Source organism: Cupriavidus sp. GW823-FHT06D04, assembly GCF_058795055.1.
Genome location: NZ_JBXAHL010000073.1, coordinates 1 through 16,565, shown reverse-complemented (window position 1 = coordinate 16,565; position 16,565 = coordinate 1). Strand labels below are relative to the sequence as shown.

Annotated in this window: 17 protein-coding genes; 3 read left to right on the top strand and 14 right to left on the bottom strand. The window is 60.6% G+C overall.

Annotated features, from left to right (window positions below):
• Window positions 1-754 precede the first annotated feature (754 nt).
• Complete coding sequence (locus tag AC1Q7H_RS38690; protein ID WP_158577720.1) at window positions 755-1,027, top strand: hypothetical protein; 273 nt, start codon at window positions 755-757, stop codon at window positions 1,025-1,027.
• A gap of 171 nt (window positions 1,028-1,198) precedes the next feature.
• Here AC1Q7H_RS38690 and AC1Q7H_RS38685 read toward each other — a convergent pair whose 3' ends face one another.
• The 13 genes from AC1Q7H_RS38685 to merT form a co-directional block, all read right to left on the bottom strand.
• Window positions 1,199-1,963 carry a class I SAM-dependent DNA methyltransferase gene (locus AC1Q7H_RS38685; RefSeq protein ID WP_116322076.1) on the bottom strand — a complete coding sequence of 255 codons (765 nt, stop codon included), beginning with the start codon at window positions 1,961-1,963 and terminating at the stop codon, window positions 1,199-1,201.
• A 44-nt stretch (window positions 1,964-2,007) separates the two neighbouring features.
• On the bottom strand, window positions 2,008-3,363 hold the full coding sequence (locus AC1Q7H_RS38680) for a TolC family protein (RefSeq protein WP_116322077.1): 1,356 nt from the start codon (window positions 3,361-3,363) through the stop codon (window positions 2,008-2,010).
• Between the two features lie 479 nt (window positions 3,364-3,842).
• Window positions 3,843-5,090 carry an oligosaccharide flippase family protein gene (locus AC1Q7H_RS38675; RefSeq protein ID WP_233528294.1) on the bottom strand — a complete coding sequence of 416 codons (1,248 nt, stop codon included), beginning with the start codon at window positions 5,088-5,090 and terminating at the stop codon, window positions 3,843-3,845.
• A gap of 293 nt (window positions 5,091-5,383) precedes the next feature.
• Window positions 5,384-5,629 (bottom strand): hypothetical protein, encoded by a 246-nt coding sequence (locus AC1Q7H_RS38670; RefSeq protein ID WP_116322079.1) that lies wholly within the window; start codon window positions 5,627-5,629, stop codon window positions 5,384-5,386.
• Window positions 5,630-5,811: 182 nt separating this feature from the next.
• Window positions 5,812-6,453 (bottom strand): hypothetical protein, encoded by a 642-nt coding sequence (locus AC1Q7H_RS38665; protein ID WP_147316273.1) that lies wholly within the window; start codon window positions 6,451-6,453, stop codon window positions 5,812-5,814.
• 429 nt (window positions 6,454-6,882) lie between these two features.
• Window positions 6,883-9,849, bottom strand: coding sequence for a Tn3 family transposase (locus AC1Q7H_RS38660; RefSeq protein ID WP_001138070.1), 2,967 nt, complete (start codon window positions 9,847-9,849; stop codon window positions 6,883-6,885).
• A gap of 2 nt (window positions 9,850-9,851) precedes the next feature.
• Window positions 9,852-10,412 carry a recombinase family protein gene (locus tag AC1Q7H_RS38655; RefSeq protein WP_003124096.1) on the bottom strand — a complete coding sequence of 187 codons (561 nt, stop codon included), beginning with the start codon at window positions 10,410-10,412 and terminating at the stop codon, window positions 9,852-9,854.
• 130 nt (window positions 10,413-10,542) lie between these two features.
• Window positions 10,543-11,532 (bottom strand): DUF3330 domain-containing protein, encoded by a 990-nt coding sequence (locus AC1Q7H_RS38650; protein ID WP_021197789.1) that lies wholly within the window; start codon window positions 11,530-11,532, stop codon window positions 10,543-10,545.
• Window positions 11,529-11,765, bottom strand: coding sequence for a broad-spectrum mercury transporter MerE (gene merE / locus AC1Q7H_RS38645; RefSeq protein WP_003132004.1), 237 nt, complete (start codon window positions 11,763-11,765; stop codon window positions 11,529-11,531). The genes AC1Q7H_RS38650 and merE overlap by 4 nt, the downstream gene beginning before the upstream one ends.
• The gene (merD, locus tag AC1Q7H_RS38640) at window positions 11,762-12,127 is read right to left on the bottom strand and encodes a mercury resistance co-regulator MerD (RefSeq protein ID WP_000995360.1); all 366 of its coding nucleotides are present in this window, start codon (window positions 12,125-12,127) and stop codon (window positions 11,762-11,764) included. Before merD ends, merE begins: the two co-directional genes overlap by 4 nt.
• Before the next feature lie 17 nt (window positions 12,128-12,144).
• Window positions 12,145-13,830 carry a mercury(II) reductase gene (gene merA, locus AC1Q7H_RS38635; protein ID WP_003156770.1) on the bottom strand — a complete coding sequence of 562 codons (1,686 nt, stop codon included), beginning with the start codon at window positions 13,828-13,830 and terminating at the stop codon, window positions 12,145-12,147.
• A 71-nt stretch (window positions 13,831-13,901) separates the two neighbouring features.
• Window positions 13,902-14,177, bottom strand: a complete 276-nt coding sequence (gene merP / locus AC1Q7H_RS38630) for a mercury resistance system periplasmic binding protein MerP (RefSeq protein ID WP_003131987.1) — start codon at window positions 14,175-14,177, stop codon at window positions 13,902-13,904.
• 12 nt (window positions 14,178-14,189) lie between these two features.
• Window positions 14,190-14,540, bottom strand: a complete 351-nt coding sequence (gene merT, locus AC1Q7H_RS38625; protein ID WP_003131974.1) for a mercuric ion transporter MerT — start codon at window positions 14,538-14,540, stop codon at window positions 14,190-14,192.
• 71 nt (window positions 14,541-14,611) lie between these two features.
• Between merT and merR the strand changes: the two genes are divergently transcribed.
• Both merR and AC1Q7H_RS38615 read left to right on the top strand, forming a co-directional pair.
• The gene (gene merR / locus AC1Q7H_RS38620) at window positions 14,612-15,046 is read left to right on the top strand and encodes a mercury resistance transcriptional regulator MerR (RefSeq protein ID WP_003131969.1); all 435 of its coding nucleotides are present in this window, start codon (window positions 14,612-14,614) and stop codon (window positions 15,044-15,046) included.
• Between the two features lie 364 nt (window positions 15,047-15,410).
• Window positions 15,411-15,869 carry a fumarate hydratase gene (locus AC1Q7H_RS38615; RefSeq protein ID WP_492382451.1) on the top strand — a complete coding sequence of 153 codons (459 nt, stop codon included), beginning with the start codon at window positions 15,411-15,413 and terminating at the stop codon, window positions 15,867-15,869.
• Window positions 15,870-16,419: 550 nt separating this feature from the next.
• Here AC1Q7H_RS38615 and AC1Q7H_RS38610 read toward each other — a convergent pair.
• Window positions 16,420-16,565 (bottom strand): transposase (locus AC1Q7H_RS38610; RefSeq protein WP_492382452.1); only part of this gene is annotated, 146 nt, incomplete at its 5' end.

Sequence of the window (16,565 nt, the reverse complement as noted above, 5' to 3'; positions counted from 1 at the left end):
GCATGCAGCGAACCATGGACGCCGCGCTCACCATTCAAGCACTGCGGGAAGAGTCCTGACTTCTGTATAAGGAAATGGGCCTAAGCTCGTCACAAGGCGGACTATGGCGTGGTGAAAGTGCGTTCGCTACGTCGCTGGACCAGTAGCAATCTCGCCAAGCGCTACTTGCTGCAAAACTTACCGAACTGCCATTTTTAAGTGCTACCTGCGCGCGCGCCTTTGGCCTCGGCCTACTATGACCGACGGCGGAGAGCGCCCCAAAAGAACAAAATTGCGAACCGATGCGTTAAATATAACGGCACAAATGGAAAATTATATCCACACCAAGCTGACGGGAAGATGACACCAACGTTACCCAAGGACGACATCCCACCACGTCAATTCCATATCCTACCGTCATTGCTTTAAATCGGCGACTAAACGGTACATTTTCAGCCGCGATGTCTCTTACTCTAAACTCAGGATTACATTCGCGAAAGGAATCGAATTGTTGAGTGCCAAAGAGTAAAGTTTACTATGCGAGTGGTTGATATAGGCTCAATGTTCGACGGCGCCGGAAAATTGAATCGGTACCAAGAGCAGGGGGGCGTAATAGAGGGTGAAAACATGAATGCCATCCAAGTTGCCGCACCTGCCGCAACACTTTTGATATTGATGTCCGGATGCATTGCGAGTCCAGTCGCACCCTACGACGATGCGCTCTACCCGTATGCGTATTATGGCGCAAGATCTCCATATTGCTCGAGCCAGACTTATGATCCGTATCATCCCTATAGTGGGACGATGCTATATTACCAGCGGCATCGCTCCGGTGGAAGGCATTTTGGCGATAATCGCGACGGGCATTTCGGCGGCCCCTACGGCCAACATTTTGGAGGGCACTACGGTAACCCGGCCGGCGCGCACAGTGAAAGCGGCCATGGTGCCGGCCATGGTGGAAGCGATGGGGGCGGGCATGGCGGTGGGCATGGCGGAGGCGGCCATGGTGGCGGACATTAGTTCAGTGGCGATTGATGATGCGGGCTAACGGGGAGGCCGGTGCATTCCCGAACGCCAATTAGCTAAGATCTCTGGCCAACCCGCGATATAGACTGCCAAGGACGGGGGAGACGGCGGTGTTCTTTCCGCCAGAGCATTAGTTGCTTCGCTTAACGGGCATCGTCGCGATAATGAATAACCGCAGCGTCGCCAATCCCATTCAGTCAAGATTCTTGTCAATCGTCGCGTGTACGGCGCCAGGTCGCGTCATTAAACTCGACAAGAAAAATGGTCGACGCTGTTCTTCTAGCAGCATCAATGCGGGCGACCAATGAAATGCATTATGTATGCGTCGTGTCAGGCGACTATCTGCTGTGGGAATGGGGAAGAAATGATTGACAACAAGCAGGAGACCGCCGGGAAGGAGCAGCTGACCAAGCCGAGATGCGATCTCTTTTAAAGTTTTATCATCAATAGGATGGGGTAGATAGTATAAGGTGTCCGCCACAACAATAAGATCAAATCTGGCGTTCAATTCCTGCCCAAGAGAAACAATGTCACCGCGCTGGAAGCTAACGTTATCCAGGGCCATATTTCTTCGCTTTGCGCACGAAATAGCCACGCTGGAAATATCCATTCCCAATACATGGTCGGCACAAGAGGCTAGGCGCTCTGTGAATAGTCCGATGCCGCACCCCAAATCGAGTGCATGCCGGAATGTCTTGCCTTGCAGCAAGCTCATCATGGCATCGTACTTGCGCCTTTGATATTGATACTTCGATGATCCGGAAACCCAAGGGTCATTTTGTGGCGCTTCGGCGTAAAGCTGATCGAAGGCGGTGCACGGCGCCTTAACTTCAGATCGAAGCGCTTCGAGGCGGGCGTCGCTTCTGGCGCTAATTAGAAAGAGCCTCACATCACGACCGACTGAAAGAAGCAGGAAGATGTGTTGCGCGATCTCTTTTAAAGCTCGATACCTTGCCATCTCGTTCGCTCCAGTCGAAGGGAATTCCTGCCACCAAAATAGGCTTACCACCGAAAGTCCGTCTCAATGAGAGTGGACTCGAGCCTCGTACGTGCGTTGACAAAGTCCTTACGCGATTCCAGCAGTTCACGTTGCGTGGCATAGAGTTGCCGACGGGCATCCAGCAGATCAGTCAATGGAATGCCCCCTTTTTTGTACGCGAATTCGGCCGCTTGAGACGCGGAGAGGGCGTCGGGGAGCATTTGCGCCTCGAAGCGCATGAGTTGCTGGCGCGCAGATTCAAATTGCGCTAGTGCACGGTCGACGTCCGCATGTACGTTACTGCGCAATTTTTCAAGGTTAATTTGGGCGCTCGTTAGTTCCGCCTCGGCGCGTACGATGTCGCCAAAATAGTCGTTGTTGATAAAAATCGGCATCGACAACTGTACAACCAGCGTGGTACCGCCATTGGCGGGAAGATTGCGCTCAGCAATCACCGCCACATTGACATCACGAATACGCTGCGCCTTGGCCAAGCCGAATGCTGCTTCGAGGCTGTGTACTCGTGCAATGGCGGCGCGTATATCTGGTCGTTTGTCCACCAAGGCCTCGATACGGTCGCTTTGTAGCATACTATCGCCGGGAACAGGCCATGGATCGACGGCTCGGATGGAGGGAGCCTCTTGTTCTCGCGCAAGCAACGTGGCAAGCATCACTTGCGCAACGGCAAGGTCGGTGTGCGCCTGTAGCAATTCATTCTCGCTGCGGCCCTCCTCGACGCGAAGTCGTATCAGGTCCACGCGCGCGATGTCGCCAGCTTTGAGTCGGAGCTCGGCCGCCTCGCGGCTTCGCGCGAACGCATTTCTAGTGGCCTGCGCAAGATTCACGTAGTCTTGCGCCTGTTTCACTGCGAAGTAGGCATTGGCCAATGCCAGGCGCACTTGGCGAAATATGTCCTCGATATCGAACTGGGCGGCATCGGCCGCCAGACTTGCCACTTCGCTGCGCAGCTCCCGCTTGTTGCCGCGCTCAACAAGCTGCGATACGTTGACCAGTACGTCGGCATCGCGAGGTTGGTATCGGCCAATTAAGCCAGGCCCCGCACCTACCGTCAGCATTGGATTCGGCCGCTTTCCGGCATTAACCAGAATCCCTTTTGCGGCAGTTAATGCGGCTCGCGCGATTTGCACATCCCGATTCTGCGCTAAGCCAGCGTCGATGGTGTTGTGCAGCGTTAAGGCGCCAAGGGAAACGTCGATTGGTTCGGCTTGGATGACGGGCTTCGCGAAAGGAGACGCCCGGTGGAAGGGGGTAGGCGCGCCATTGAAGGGAGTGGCGCCGGTAGCAGGTTGACCGATAGCAGGAATTACCGCGCAACATGAGGCTATCACGGCGAGCAGTCTTATTGCGCGATCAATCATGGCCTGACCTATAAGACTCTGCGCAACCGTCTCGGCAAGGCAGCGCTTGTTCGCACACGTGGTAGGGCACTGCTGTATAGCCGGATGGCGCGTTGCATTTGTCTCAGCCTAGAAAGGCGGGAGGGCACTACCAGCGCATCCAGCCCTGTTGTCGGGCAGGATACGGTGTAAATGTTGGGCTGATTCTAATATGGGCACCTGACAGGAACATGACGCCGACATTGCGAGCGATCGCAGTACTAGAGGAAGTCGCCGGAAGGTGGTGGCGTAGCGGGATCGGGCTGCGACGTAGCGTCTTCCATGCGCGATGCGAAAAAAACCCCCGCACGGACGGACCGGCGGGGGAGGGAAACACATCCTGCGGGGGGCTCTGTTAAGCGCCGACCGGGGATCAGGATGTGGGGTTTCGTGCTGATTCGGTGTGTCCGCGTTGCAGGCGCCGGCGACACATCGGCGGAAAGCATCGGCATATCTGCATGTCACACGGCTTGCTGGACGGCTACCGGTTCACGGGAGCGGAGGAAGAACCCGATGCCGGCAATTACCGCCATCGCATTGCCCGCAATATAGCCATAGATGGCACCCCGGGCACCGTGAATCGGGATCGCAATGACGTCCACTACGATCATGGTGAACAGCACCAAGAACCATTTCTCGACCAACCAGTTCGGCTTGCGTAGATAGATCACCAGTAGCGACAGGGCCGCATCGGCGAACACCAGTCCGGATGCCATCGCAGAAAGCCGCAACAGGTTTGCCGCGACTTCATAGTGTTCGCCGTAGATCAAGGCGATGATCCAGGGCGCGCAGTAAGCCAGCACTGCGCCGCCCGCGACGCCTAAGGCGACCATGCCTGCGGCAACATACAACACATTGCGCCGCACCAGCGCTAGACTTGGCTGCGCGTAGATCATCAACGGCGCCACCGAGGTGGCAACGATGGCGCCGAGCATCATGAAATTGTCCAGCACCTGCATGGAAGCGGAATAGCCCCCAAGCTCGAACAGGGAAATGTGCGGCTTGAGCAAAAGCTGATCGACGCGCTTGGCGCAGAGCATCAAAATCATGCTCACCCAAAACACCATGCCATCGCGCAGCAGCAGCCTGGCTAGCGGCCAGTTCAGGTGCACCGCCACGCGAAGGCTGCGTTGTCTGTAATACCGGGCCAATAGCATGGCACACAGCAAGGACTCCACCGCGAACGCCCAGGCAAACGCCGGAGCCGAGTCCAAGCCTGCCAAGTAGAGCGCCGCGACCGCGATCACTCGGAAGGTCAGGCCCACCATGCCGTAGACCACCGCTGGGCGACTATCAGTCCGCGCTTGCAGCCAGGCTCGGACTGCGCCAAAGGGTTCGTACAGCAATATGGGGATGCCCATGACGATTGCGGTCAGGACAATGACCTTGTCCCCCTCCGTCATCGTAATCACCCCCACGAGCAGCAGGTAGCCCGTCACTGCCGCGAGCGCTCGCAAGCCGAACACATGGGCCAGCAACCGGTATTGCGCCTCCGGCGCAGGGTTGCCGACAAGCCGCGGGACAACGACTTCACCGCCACAAATCAGCGCGATCGAAGCCGCGATCAACACCAGGGACTGGGCGTACTGGAACTTGGCAAAACCTTCCGGACCAACTGCGCGCGCGATCAGCCCAATGGCGACGATGCCGAACACCACTTGCAGGCCGCGCTCAAGAACGAGCCAAAGCACATTGCGGGCGATCTTCATACGCATTGCGAGGTCTCTCTCCCGACAGATGATCGGTGAACTCTGCGCTGGCATGGCCGCTTGATCTATTGCTCGCTTCCCGCCTGCCAGTCTTGCTGGTCTACTTTGCTACCGAAGCTTCAGGGCACCGCCTATTGTCGCGAACCGGTGCTGGGAGCCGGTGCTGGCGCCGACTGCACTTCGGCATGCCATCGCACGCACCGTGGCTTTCCGCACACTGCAAGGACATCTAGGAGTCAGCAACGCTCCCGTTCGGCCCACCGCCAGTCCCGAGCATAGCTGAGCGCTTAGCTTTACCTTTTGCATGTCGCCTGGCTCAACGCTTCGAGGATGGCCGTCCGGTTCGTGCGCAAATCGCGCAGGAACTCGCGTTGCGCACGAAGCAGCTCCAGCATCTGCGTCTGCGCCCGCACCGTGTCGAATGGCGCGCCGCGCAGCCATCGCACGAACTCAATATGCTGACGGATACGATCGCGGCAGACAGCGATGCTGACGGCAGCTTGAGCGAGACGGGAGCGTTCTTCGGTGGCATGCGACATGTGGACAGGCTCCCAGGCCGTACGCGGCCCCCATAGCAATATGCCCGGCAGCGTGGCCCCCAAGCAAAGGCATTGCCCATTGCTCGGCTACCTGCGCCGGCACGATCAAGCACACCGGCTGAATTCTAAGGAGATAACCTGACCGGAACATGACGCGAGCATTGCAAGCGCTGCATCAGCCTTTACCAGTTGCGGTGGACGATCAGCGGCATGGGGGAAAGTCTAACGAAACACTTCGTCGCTAGCACAGATAGCCGTGTGCGTCGACATTGCAGTGTTTGCGTTGCCGCGACATGGTTTTCCACGGAAGCTGCGTCGATATACTCGAACGCGCGCCCCTGCTGATGCTGCACGTCAAAATGAAAACCGTTGGGCATGCAGGTCGAATACTTCCAATCGCGGGGGAACGGCGCATCTCCGTGATACGGGCCCTCATCCTTCCAGACGTGCTGGTTCACATCGATAAAGAAGCATTCGCTGTGCTTGTCCCATTTCTTCAGATGATGGTTCTTGAACGCCTGGACGCGGCGGGCCACGCCTTCAAAAAAGCCATCCTCCTTGTTGAAGGCTTCGCACATCGACCAAACCGCCGAGAGCGATTTCTCGGCGCAAAAGCCGCGTTCAGGCAGGGCTAAAGGCGAGCTTTTCAATACCGGATGCAAGGCGGCGCGCCAACACTCTTCTTCCGTCAGGGCTTGATTGAGTTGGCTAACGAGCGGCGGCAACGCACTGGTTGCCGCTCGGACAACCTCGGAGGAAAGCCAGCGAAAGCGAAAATGCGCCCGAATGGCCGCCGCAATCGGTTGTCGATCGCGATCGCCCACCAAAGATGTGCGCGCCCTTTCGCTGCGCCGCCTCTTGGAACAACTGCGAAAGTTGCCTGGGATCGATGCCAGTTGTCGGTCCTGCAGGCCGGGCAGGATGGAATGCGTCCAGCCATCCCCTTTTTGTCTGCTCTAGAGGGCTGCGATCAGGTTCCACGGCTTACCCTCGGCGACTCCAGGCTATTGCCACCAGATCCAGCGGAATGCTGATGCGCGCCAGATTCACTTCCTGCATCACTCCGGCGAGCGCCGTGAAGAGTTCTTCGATATTCATTTGCGCCGGTGCGGACACCGACATGCCGGGTAGCTCTCTGGTAGTGGGCTCTCCCTGGCGAACCAGTTGTGCCACGGCACGTCATCGTTGCGTAATGCTCCCGTAATGTAACGAACCTAATAGGGGTCGCCTCAGAAAACGGAAAATAAAGCACGCTAAGCCGGTTGCAGCGGTCGTAGCGGCCTGAACTTGCCCGCGCCGATCTTGGCGCTGCTGCGCCAGAGGTAATCGCCGGTGAGGTTGATGTGCTCCCAACCGAGCGGCGACAGGTACTGCAACAGCGCGTCATCAACGGCATGGCCGTTGCCACGCAGCGCGTGCGCAGCCCGTTCCAGATAGACCGTGTTCCACAACACGACGGCAGCCGTTACCAGATTGAGGCCGCTAGCCCGGTAGCGCTGCTGCTCGAAACTGCGGTCGCGGATTTCACCCAGGCGGTTGAAAAACACTGCCCTGGCCAGCGCATTGCGCGCCTCGCCCTTGTTCAGGCCGGCATGCACGCGGCGGCGCAGTTCCACGCTTTGCAGCCAGTCCAGGATGAACAGCGTGCGCTCGATGCGGCCCAGCTCGCGGAGCGCCACGGCCAGGCCGTTCTGGCGTGGGTAGCTGCCGAGCTTTCGGAGCATCAGGGAGGCCGTCACCGTGCCCTGCTTGATCGAGGTGGCCAGCCGCAGGATTTCGTCCCAATGGGCGCGGACGTGCTTGATGTTGAGCGTGCCGCCGATCATGGGTTTCAGCGCGTCATAGGCGGCGTCGCCCTTCGGGATGTAGAGCTTGGTGTCGCCCAGGTCGCGGATGCGCGGCGCGAAGCGGAAGCCCAGGAGGTGCATCAGGGCGAAGACGTGATCGGTGAAGCCCGCCGTGTCGGTGTAATGCTCCTCGATCCGCAAGTCGGACTCGTGGTACAGCAGGCCGTCGAGCACGTAGGTCGAATCGCGCACGCCGACGTTCACGACCTTGGTGTGAAATGGCGCGTACTGGTCAGAAATGTGGGTGTAGAACGTCCGCCCTGGGCTGCTCCCGTATTTCGGGTTGATGTGGCCGGTGCTCTCGGCCTTGCTGCCGGTGCGGAAGTTCTGGCCGTCCGACGATGAGGTGGTGCCGTCGCCCCAGTGCTCGGCGAAGGGATGGCGGAACTGTGCGTTGACCAGATCGGCCAGCGCCGCCCCGTAGGTTTCGTCGCGGATGTGCCAGGCTTGCAGCCAAGCCAGCTTGGCGTAGGTCGTGCCGGGGCAAGACTCCGCCATCTTGGTCAGGCCCAGGTTGATCGCGTCGGCGAGGATCGTGGTCAGCAACAGGTTCTTGTCTTTGGCCGGGTCGCCCGATTTCAGATGCGCGAAATGCCGAGTGAAGCCCGTCCATTCGTCCACCTCCAGCAGCAGTTCGGTGATCTTGACGTGCGGCAGGATCATTGCCGTCTGGTCGATCAGCGCTTGGGCGGTGTCGGGTACCGCCGCGTCGAGCGGCGTGATCTTCAAGCCTGACTCGGTGATGATGGCGTCCGGCAGCTCGTTGGCCGTCGCCATACGGTTGACGGTGGCAAGCTGTGTTTCCAGCAGCGTCAGCCGGTCGTTCAGGTACCGGTTGCAGTCGGTGGCCACGGCCAGCGGCAATTCGCTGGCCTGCTTGAGGCTGGCGAATTTCGCGGGCGGCACCAGGTAGTCCTCGAAGTCCTTGAACTGGCGCGACCCCTGCACCCAGATGTCGCCGGAACGCAACGCGTTCTTCATCTCCGACAGCGCGCACAGTTCGTAGTAGCGCCGGTCGATGCCGGTGTCGGTCATGACCAGCTTCTGCCAGCGCGGCTTGATGAACTCGGTCGGCGCGTCGGCGGGCACCTTGCGGGCGTTGTCGCTGTTCATGCCGCGCAGCACCTCGATGGCGTCGAGCACGTCCTTCGCGGCGGGAGCGGCCCGCAGCTTGAGCACGGCAAGGAATTCCGGCGCGTAGCGGCGCAGCGTGGCGTAGCTTTCGCCGATGCGGTGCAGGAAATCGAAGTCCTCGGGCTGCGCAAGCTTCTGCGCTTCGGTGACGCTCTCGGCGAAGGCATCCCAGGACATGACGGCCTCGATGGCGGCGAACGGATCGCGGCCCGCCTGCTTGGCCTCGATCAGCGCCTGGCCGATGCGGCCGAACAGCCGCACCTTGGCGTTGATCGCCTTGCCGGACGCCTGGAATTGCTGCTGATGCTTGTTCTTGGCGGCGTTGAACAGCTTGCCCAGGATGCGGTCGTGCAGGTCGATGATTTCGTCGGTGACGGTGGCCATGCCCTCGATGGCAAGCGCCACCAGGGTGGCATAGCGTCGCTGCGCCTCGAACTTGGCCAGGTCGGCGGGCGTCATCTGGCCACCCTCACGGGCGATCTTGAGCAGGCGGTTCTGGTGCACCGACCGCTCGATGCCAGAAGGCAGGTCGAGCGCCTGCCACGCTTTGAGGCGTTCGATGTGTTCCAGCATGTGCCGCGAATTCGGTTTGACGGGCGATTGGCGCAGCCAGGCCAGCCAGGTCGTTTTGCCGTTGTCCCGACGCTTGAGCAGATCGTCGAGGCGGCGGCGATGCGCGTCCGACAGCGGTTCGGCCAAGGCATCGTAGATGCGCCGGTTGGCGCGGGTGATTGCTTCGGCGCTCGCCCGCTCGACGGCGTTGAGGGCAGGCAGAATGACCGACTGCTGCCGCAGGTGCTCGATCAAGGTGCTGGCCAGCACGATGCCCTTGTCGGTCTGCAAGGCCATCTCGGTCAGCAACTGGACGGCCTGCCGGTAGTGGCCCATGGTAAAGGGCTGGAAGCCGAACACCGTTTGCAGTTCGACCAGGTGCTCGCGCCGGGTCTGCTCCCGCTGCCCGTATTCGTCCCAGCTTTCGACGCTGACCTTGAGCTGGTCGGCGACCAGTTTCAACAAGGGCGGAAACGGCGGCTCATCGACGCCCAGGATGACACCAGGAAAGCGCAGGTAACAGAGCTGCACGGCGAAGCCCAGCCGGTTGGCCGGGCCGCGCCGCTGCCGGATGATGGAGAGGTCGGTTTCGCTGAACGTGTAGTGACGGATCAACTCATCCTTGGTGTCCGGCAACGCCAGCAGGCTTTCGCGCTCGGCGGCGGACAGGATTGAACGACGTGGCATATTTACTGATCCGTTCTCAAGTATTGATACAGGGTTTCGCGACTGATTCCGAATTCACGAGCCAGCTTGGTCTTTTGCTCGCCAGCCTCGACACGTTGGCGCAGTTCGGCAATACGCTCAGACGACAGGGATTTCTTCCTGCCACGGTAGGCCCCGCGCTGCTTGGCGAGCGCGATGCCCTCGCGCTGCCGCTCGCGGATCAAGGCGCGTTCGAACTCGGCGAACGCGCCCATTACCGACAGCATCAGGTTCGCCATCGGCGAGTCCTCGCCGGTGAAGGTCAAATGCTCCTTAAGGAACTCGATGCGTACGCCGCGCTGGGTGAGGCCCTGCACCAGGCGGCGCAGGTCGTCGAGGTTGCGCGCCAGACGATCCATGCTGTGCACCACGACCGTGTCGCCTTCGCGCACGAAGGCGAGCAGCCGTTCCAGTTCGGGCCGCCGTGTGTCCTTGCCCGACGCCTTGTCGGTGAACACTTTATCCACCTGGATCTGTTCGAGCTGCCGTTCTGGGTTCTGGTCGAAGCTGCTGACGCGGACGTAACCGATGCGCTGACCGTGCAAGGTATCCTCCTGAGGGAAATGTGTCAGGAAGAAATCTATGACCCTTGACGGCGTATGTCAATCAATTCGGAAGGCAACTCTATTCTGACGATTTAGCGCCGGATGGTCTGACGCCAAGTTAGGGTATGCCTCAATCTGACGGTAGCGAGTCGCAGGCGTTCGGATCGGCATCGGTTTCGTTCCCTGTCTTGGCACGCGCTTCGAAGCGTTGATAACACTCCAACCCGCAGAAGTGCTCGACGTATTCCGCGCCTTCCGGGGTGAAGGCGGCATCGAGCGGGATTTCCTTGCAGCACACGCAGCAACTGGTGGTGGTCGAGTCACTTGCATTCATGGTGGCACCCCTCCATTGACTGACGAAGACGGCGAATGCCGCCGCCGGCATTGGCTTCGCGAACAGGAAGCCTTGTCCTGTGTCGCAGTCCGCTTGTCGCAATAGATCAAGACTCGCCGATGTTTCCACGCCTTCAGCCACCACATCCATGCCCAGCCCGTGCGCAAGCTGAATCACGGTGTGCACGATGGTTTTGTCGCGGCGGTCGTTGGCGAGCCCGGCGACAAACGATTGGTCGATCTTGAGCGTGCTGATTGGGCAGCACTTCAGATGTTGCAGACAGGAATACCCCGTCCCGAAGTCATCGGCGGCGAAGCGCACACCGATCTGCCGCAAGGCGTCCAGGGCGGGGAAGATCGCCGGATCACCAAACGCGACCGATTCGGTCAGCTCGATTTCGAGATACTCGGCGGGCAACTCGGCATCAGCCAGCACGCCCTTTACCCACCCGTCGAAGTCCGGTCCCACTTGGCTCGCCGAAACATTGACGGCCAGCCGGAACGGTCGCCATGCCAGCATTCGCCAGTCACGCATCTGGCGGCAGGCTTCGCCCAGCACCCAAGCGCCGATTTCAGGCATCAGGCCGGACGATTCGACCACGGGCAGGAACTGGCCCGGTGGCAATAGTCCAAGCGTCGGATGACGCCAGCGCAACAGGGCTTCCGCGCCGACAATCCCACCACTGCGCAGATCGACGACGGGCTGGTAGTGCAGTTCAAGCTGCCCGCGCTCGACCGCTTGGGCCAGTTCCGGCGTCGTCCATCCATCCGGCCGGAAAGCGCTCATTCTCTTTCCCTGAATGCCCGCAACGCCCGCGACAGGGACAGAAGGAACAGGCCGGTCAAACCGAGCGCCGCGATGACCCAATGCTCGCCGAGGAAAGCACCGGCGGTTGTGCCGGCCAGCACGACAGCGAGGATGGGCAGGTGGCAGGGGCAAGTCAGCACAGCCAGTCCGCCCCACAGGTAGCCGGTGATCGGTTTGTGCGTCTCGGACGGCAAGCGCTCGGGGTTGTTCATGGCAGACTCTCCGCGTGCTGTGCCGGCTCGGTCGGCAGGGTGGCCAACTGCACTTCCAGATCGGCCAACGCTTCGCGCCGACGCTCGACGAACTGACGCAGCAGGGCAAGCTGCGCGGCCGCTTCGTCGCCGTCCGCCGCATCCAGCGCCCGGCACAGCCGCGCCAGCGCGTCGAGGCCGATGCCCGCCTCGAAGGCCGCCCGCACGAAGCACAGCCGTTGCAAGGCGGCGTCATCGAACAAGCCGTAGCCGCCTGGTGTGCACGCCACCGGGCGCAGCAATCCGCGCAGCAGGTAGTCGCGCACGATATGCACGCTCACCCCGGCATCAAGAGCCAGCCGGGACACCGTGTAGGCGTTCATTGAACACCTCCTTTTTCTCACCCGGCGCAGCAGGAAAGCTGCTTCACATCCTTGTTGAAGGTCTGCGCCGCGAGCTTCAACCCCTCGACCATCGTCAGGTAGGGGAACAACTGGTCGGCCAGTTCCTGCACCGTCATGCGGTTGCGAATGGCCAGAGCCGCCGTCTGGATCAGTTCACCCGCTTCCGGCGCGACCGCCTGTACGCCGATCAGCCGATGGCTGCCTTCCTCGATAACCAACTTGATGAAGCCGCGTGTGTCGAAGTTGGCGAGCGCACGCGGCACGTTGTCCAAGGTCAAGGTGCGGCTGTCGGTCTCGATCCCGTCGTGGTGGGCTTCCGCCTCGCTGTAGCCCACGGTCGCCACTTGCGGATCGGTGAACACCACGGCCGGCATTGCGGTCAGGTCGAGCGCCGCATCGCCGCCGGTCATGTTGATCGCGGCACGGGTGCCGGCCGCTGCCGCCACATAGACGAACTGCGGCTGGTCGGTGCAGTCGCCGGCCGCGTAGATGTTCGGGTTGCTCGTGCGCATGCCTTGGTCGATGACGATGGCACCTTGCGCATTGACAGTGACCCCCGCTGCGTCCAGCGCGAGGCTGCGCGTGTTCGGTGTCCGACCGGTGGCAACCAGCAGTTTGTCGGCGCGCAATTCACCGTGCGTGGTGGTCAGCACGAATTCACCGTCCATATGGGCGACCTGGCTGGCTTGCGTGTGCTCCAGCACCTCGATGCCCTCGGCACGGAAAGCGGCTGTCACCGCCTCGCCGATGGCCGGGTCTTCACGGAAGAACAAGGTATTGCGCGCCAGGACCGTGACCTTGCTGCCCAGCCGGGCAAAGGCTTGCGCCAGCTCCAGCGCCACCACCGACGAGCCGATTACGGCAAGGCGTTCGGGAATGGTGTCGCTCGCCAGGGCCTCGGTGGAAGTCCAGTAGGGTGACTCTTTCAAGCCCGGAATCGGCGGGACCGCCGGGCTGGCACCCGTGGCGACCAGGCAGCGGTCGAACATCACGACGCGCTCGCCACCCTCGTTCAAACGGACGGTAAGGCTCTGGTCGTCCTTGAAGCGCGCCTCACCGTGCACAACGGTGATGGCCGGATTACCGCCCAGGATGCCTTCGTACTTGGCGTGCCGCAGTTCGTCGACGCGGGCCTGCTGCTGGGCCAGCAGCTTACTGCGGTCAATCGTAGGCACAGTTGCCGCAATACCGCCATCGAACGGGCTTTCCCGGCGCAGATGGGCGATGTGGGCGGCGCGGATCATGATCTTGGACGGCACACAGCCGACATTGACGCAGGTGCCGCCGATGGTGCCGCGCTCGATCAGCGTGACCTGCGCGCCTTGCTCGACGGCCTTCAGCGCCGCCGCCATCGCGGCTCCACCGCTGCCAATGACCGCTACCTGCACCGGGGGCTCGTTGCCACTGTGCTTTTCGGCGGCGGCCATCCATCCCCGCACCTTGTCGAGCAGTCCGACGCGGTTGTCCGCCAGTGGCGCATCGGCTAGCGTTGCCTTGTAGCCCAGTCCGGCCACGGCGGCAGTCAGCGCGTCCGGCGATGTGCCCGGCACGATGGCGAGTTGCGCTGTGCCCTTCGGATAGGACACCAGCGCCGACTGCACGCCTGGCACTTTTTCCAGCGCTTCCTTGACGTGCGCCGCGCACGAGTCGCAAGTCATGCCGGTGATTTTTAGATGGGTCATGCAACAGATCCTTTATCGTTTGTGGCGCCAGACAATGACGTCCGTTGTGCTGCGGTGCCGTTTTCAGTGACTCACTGCTTGACGCTGGACGGATAGCCCGCGTCTGCGGTTGCCTTGGTCAGCTTCTGCACGCTGGTCTTGGCATCGTCGAAGGTGACGACCGCTTGGCGTGTCTCGAAAGTCACGTCAACTTTGCTGACGCCTTCGACCTTGGAAATCGCCTTCTTGACAGTGATCGGGCAGGCGGAGCAGGTCATGCCCGGTACGGACAGCGTGACGGTCTGGGTGGCGGCCCAGACGGGGGCAACAACGGCGGCGAGGGCGAGGGAGGCAAACAGTTTCTTCATGGTGAACTCCGATCAGTAGAAAAATGGCATGACGTAGGGAAATCCGAGCGCGACCAGAACCAGCGCGGCCACGATCCAGAAAATGAGCTTGTAAGTAGCTCGCACTTGGGGAATCGCGCAGACCTCACCCGGTTTGCAGGCCGCTGCCTGCCGGTAGATGCGCCGCCAGGCGAAGAACAACGCCACCAGCGCCACGCCGATAAAGATGGGGCGATAGGGTTCCAACACCGCCAAGTTGCCGATCCAAGCGCCGCTGAACCCCAAGGCGATCAGAACCAACGGCCCGAGGCAGCAAGCCGAGGCGAGGATGGCGGCAAGCCCTCCAGTGAAGAGCGCGCCGCGCCCGGTTTTTGGTTCAGACATGCGCTTGTCCTTTCGAATTGAAATTGGATAGCGTAACCTTACTTCCGTACTCATGTACGGAGTCAAGCGATATGGAAAACAATTTGGAGAACCTGACCATTGGCGTTTTCGCCAAGGCGGCCGGGGTCAATGTGGAGACCATCCGTTTCTATCAGCGCAAGGGCTTGTTGCTGGAGCCTGACAAGCCCTATGGCAGCATCCGCCGCTATGGCGAGGCGGATGTAACGCGGGTGCGCTTCGTGAAATCAGCCCAGCGGCTGGGCTTCAGCCTGGATGAGATCGCCGAGCTGCTGCGGCTGGAGGATGGCACCCATTGCGAGGAAGCCAGCAGTCTGGCCGAGCACAAGCTCAAGGACGTGCGCGAGAAAATGGCTGACCTGGCGCGCATGGAGGCCGTGCTGTCTGAGTTGGTGTGCGCCTGCCATGCGCGAAGGGGGAACGTTTCCTGCCCGCTGATCGCGTCACTACAGGGTGGAGCAAGCTTGGCAGGTTCGGCTATGCCTTAGCGTGCTTTATTTTCCGTTTTCTGAGACGACCCCATGTCAGGCTCCTTTGTCGGGGGGACGGAAAAGGAACTACGACTGCTGGTCCGTGGACGGAGTTCCACGGAGGATGACAGGACCAACACTGAGTGAAATCGGTGCGAGGACGCGCTGAGTATGCGCACACCGAGCATTGACACTAAACGCTCTTGTCCCCGGAATCAAGCGCTAAGTGTGCTGCAATGCAGCGGAGCGAAGCTGAAACACATCGGATCGTTGGTTGATGTTTCAGCCGTTTGGCAACCCCATGCTGAGCCCACGGATCACTGTAGATCGCGACAAGGTTATACTCCGCGCTCCAACGAATAACTGATAACGGATAATCAACATGGTCGCAGCAACCAAAGCAACGACGCCGTCGAGCGCGGTTACCAAAAGGAAGCCTGTCGCAAAGAAGTTGACGGCACCGACGAAGAAGGCGAGCGTGCTCGCACGTGAAGCCCAGGCAGCGAAAAGGCGCTTGCTGAAACTGCGCGCCGACACGAAGAAGGCCATTGAAGCTGCAAAGCGTGAGGTCGTGAAAGCCACTGAAGCCGCAAAGTCCGCAGCGCGTTTTGAGAAGCAAGCCGCAAAGGACAAGCTCGCGGCGAAAAAAGCGAAGGCTGTAGGCGTCAAGAAGGCTTCCGGCAAAGCTGCCGCCACGAAGGTCGCCTCGAAAAAGGCTGCTGGTAGCAAAGCCGCCGCGACTGTTGTGCCGAAGAAGGCTGTGGTGACGTCCGCAACGAAGAAGCGAGCCCCGGCGAAAAAGGTGGCACAGACCGTCGTGACACCCGAAGCTTCGGCGTGATCTTTCGCCTCAACCGAGTTGGCCTTCGGCAACCGGTCGATTGAGGCAGGATGGGCGCTCACCGGCGCCCCGTTTTGATCGCCCCGGCCAGGCCGCACAGAGCGCGCCGTGGCAAGCAGCAACGTGCCGCGCCATGAGGTCAACTCCGCATGCCGAGCGCTAGACCCATGCCCATGACATCGGTCTGCGACTGTGCGTACCCATTTCTGCGAACAGTGAAGAGGGGCGTCTCCTGATAATGTGGGCCTTCGTGCCGCTGCGCGACGCGTGGAGCAGGCCATGCATCAGTTCAGAGATTCTCTATTCCTTTTTGCGTTGCGAGGTTTGGCAAGCGACCCAAGCACTGTCTCGTTGAGCAAGAATGACCGACCGGTCGATTGGCGCGCCAACATGATTACTGGTGGCGGGAGCAACTTCAGCGTGGTCATGTGACAACACGTGTTGGCTGCGCAGGCGCTTGAAATTGCCGATCACCGCCGTCCCCAGGACACGGATGTCAACGCAGCGTGCGCTCTCTTCCGCGAGGTGGAGAGCACTTTTTTTTGGTTCTTCACCGATTTCCGGGGAAGGCCGCCCGGATCTTCAGGAAGAAGTAATGGTCATCCCGGAAGCCGTAGGACATGCGTTTGATGACCTTGATCCGGTTGTTGATGCCTTCCACCAGATTGGTCCCTAGTGGCCAGCGGCTGTGGGCGA

Coding starts and splice junctions, on each gene's coding strand:
- AC1Q7H_RS38690 (WP_158577720.1), top strand. CDS start 755: ATGATCCGTATCATCCCTATAGTGGGACGATGCTATATTACCAGCGGC.
- AC1Q7H_RS38685 (WP_116322076.1), bottom strand. CDS start 1,963: ATGGCAAGGTATCGAGCTTTAAAAGAGATCGCGCAACACATCTTCCTG.
- AC1Q7H_RS38680 (WP_116322077.1), bottom strand. CDS start 3,363: ATGATTGATCGCGCAATAAGACTGCTCGCCGTGATAGCCTCATGTTGC.
- AC1Q7H_RS38675 (WP_233528294.1), bottom strand. CDS start 5,090: ATGAAGATCGCCCGCAATGTGCTTTGGCTCGTTCTTGAGCGCGGCCTG.
- AC1Q7H_RS38670 (WP_116322079.1), bottom strand. CDS start 5,629: ATGTCGCATGCCACCGAAGAACGCTCCCGTCTCGCTCAAGCTGCCGTC.
- AC1Q7H_RS38660 (WP_001138070.1), bottom strand. CDS start 9,849: ATGCCACGTCGTTCAATCCTGTCCGCCGCCGAGCGCGAAAGCCTGCTG.
- AC1Q7H_RS38650 (WP_021197789.1), bottom strand. CDS start 11,532: ATGAGCGCTTTCCGGCCGGATGGATGGACGACGCCGGAACTGGCCCAA.
- merE (WP_003132004.1), bottom strand. CDS start 11,765: ATGAACAACCCCGAGCGCTTGCCGTCCGAGACGCACAAACCGATCACC.
- merD (WP_000995360.1), bottom strand. CDS start 12,127: ATGAACGCCTACACGGTGTCCCGGCTGGCTCTTGATGCCGGGGTGAGC.
- merA (WP_003156770.1), bottom strand. CDS start 13,830: ATGACCCATCTAAAAATCACCGGCATGACTTGCGACTCGTGCGCGGCG.
- merP (WP_003131987.1), bottom strand. CDS start 14,177: ATGAAGAAACTGTTTGCCTCCCTCGCCCTCGCCGCCGTTGTTGCCCCC.
- merT (WP_003131974.1), bottom strand. CDS start 14,540: ATGTCTGAACCAAAAACCGGGCGCGGCGCGCTCTTCACTGGAGGGCTT.
- merR (WP_003131969.1), top strand. CDS start 14,612: ATGGAAAACAATTTGGAGAACCTGACCATTGGCGTTTTCGCCAAGGCG.
- AC1Q7H_RS38615 (WP_492382451.1), top strand. CDS start 15,411: ATGGTCGCAGCAACCAAAGCAACGACGCCGTCGAGCGCGGTTACCAAA.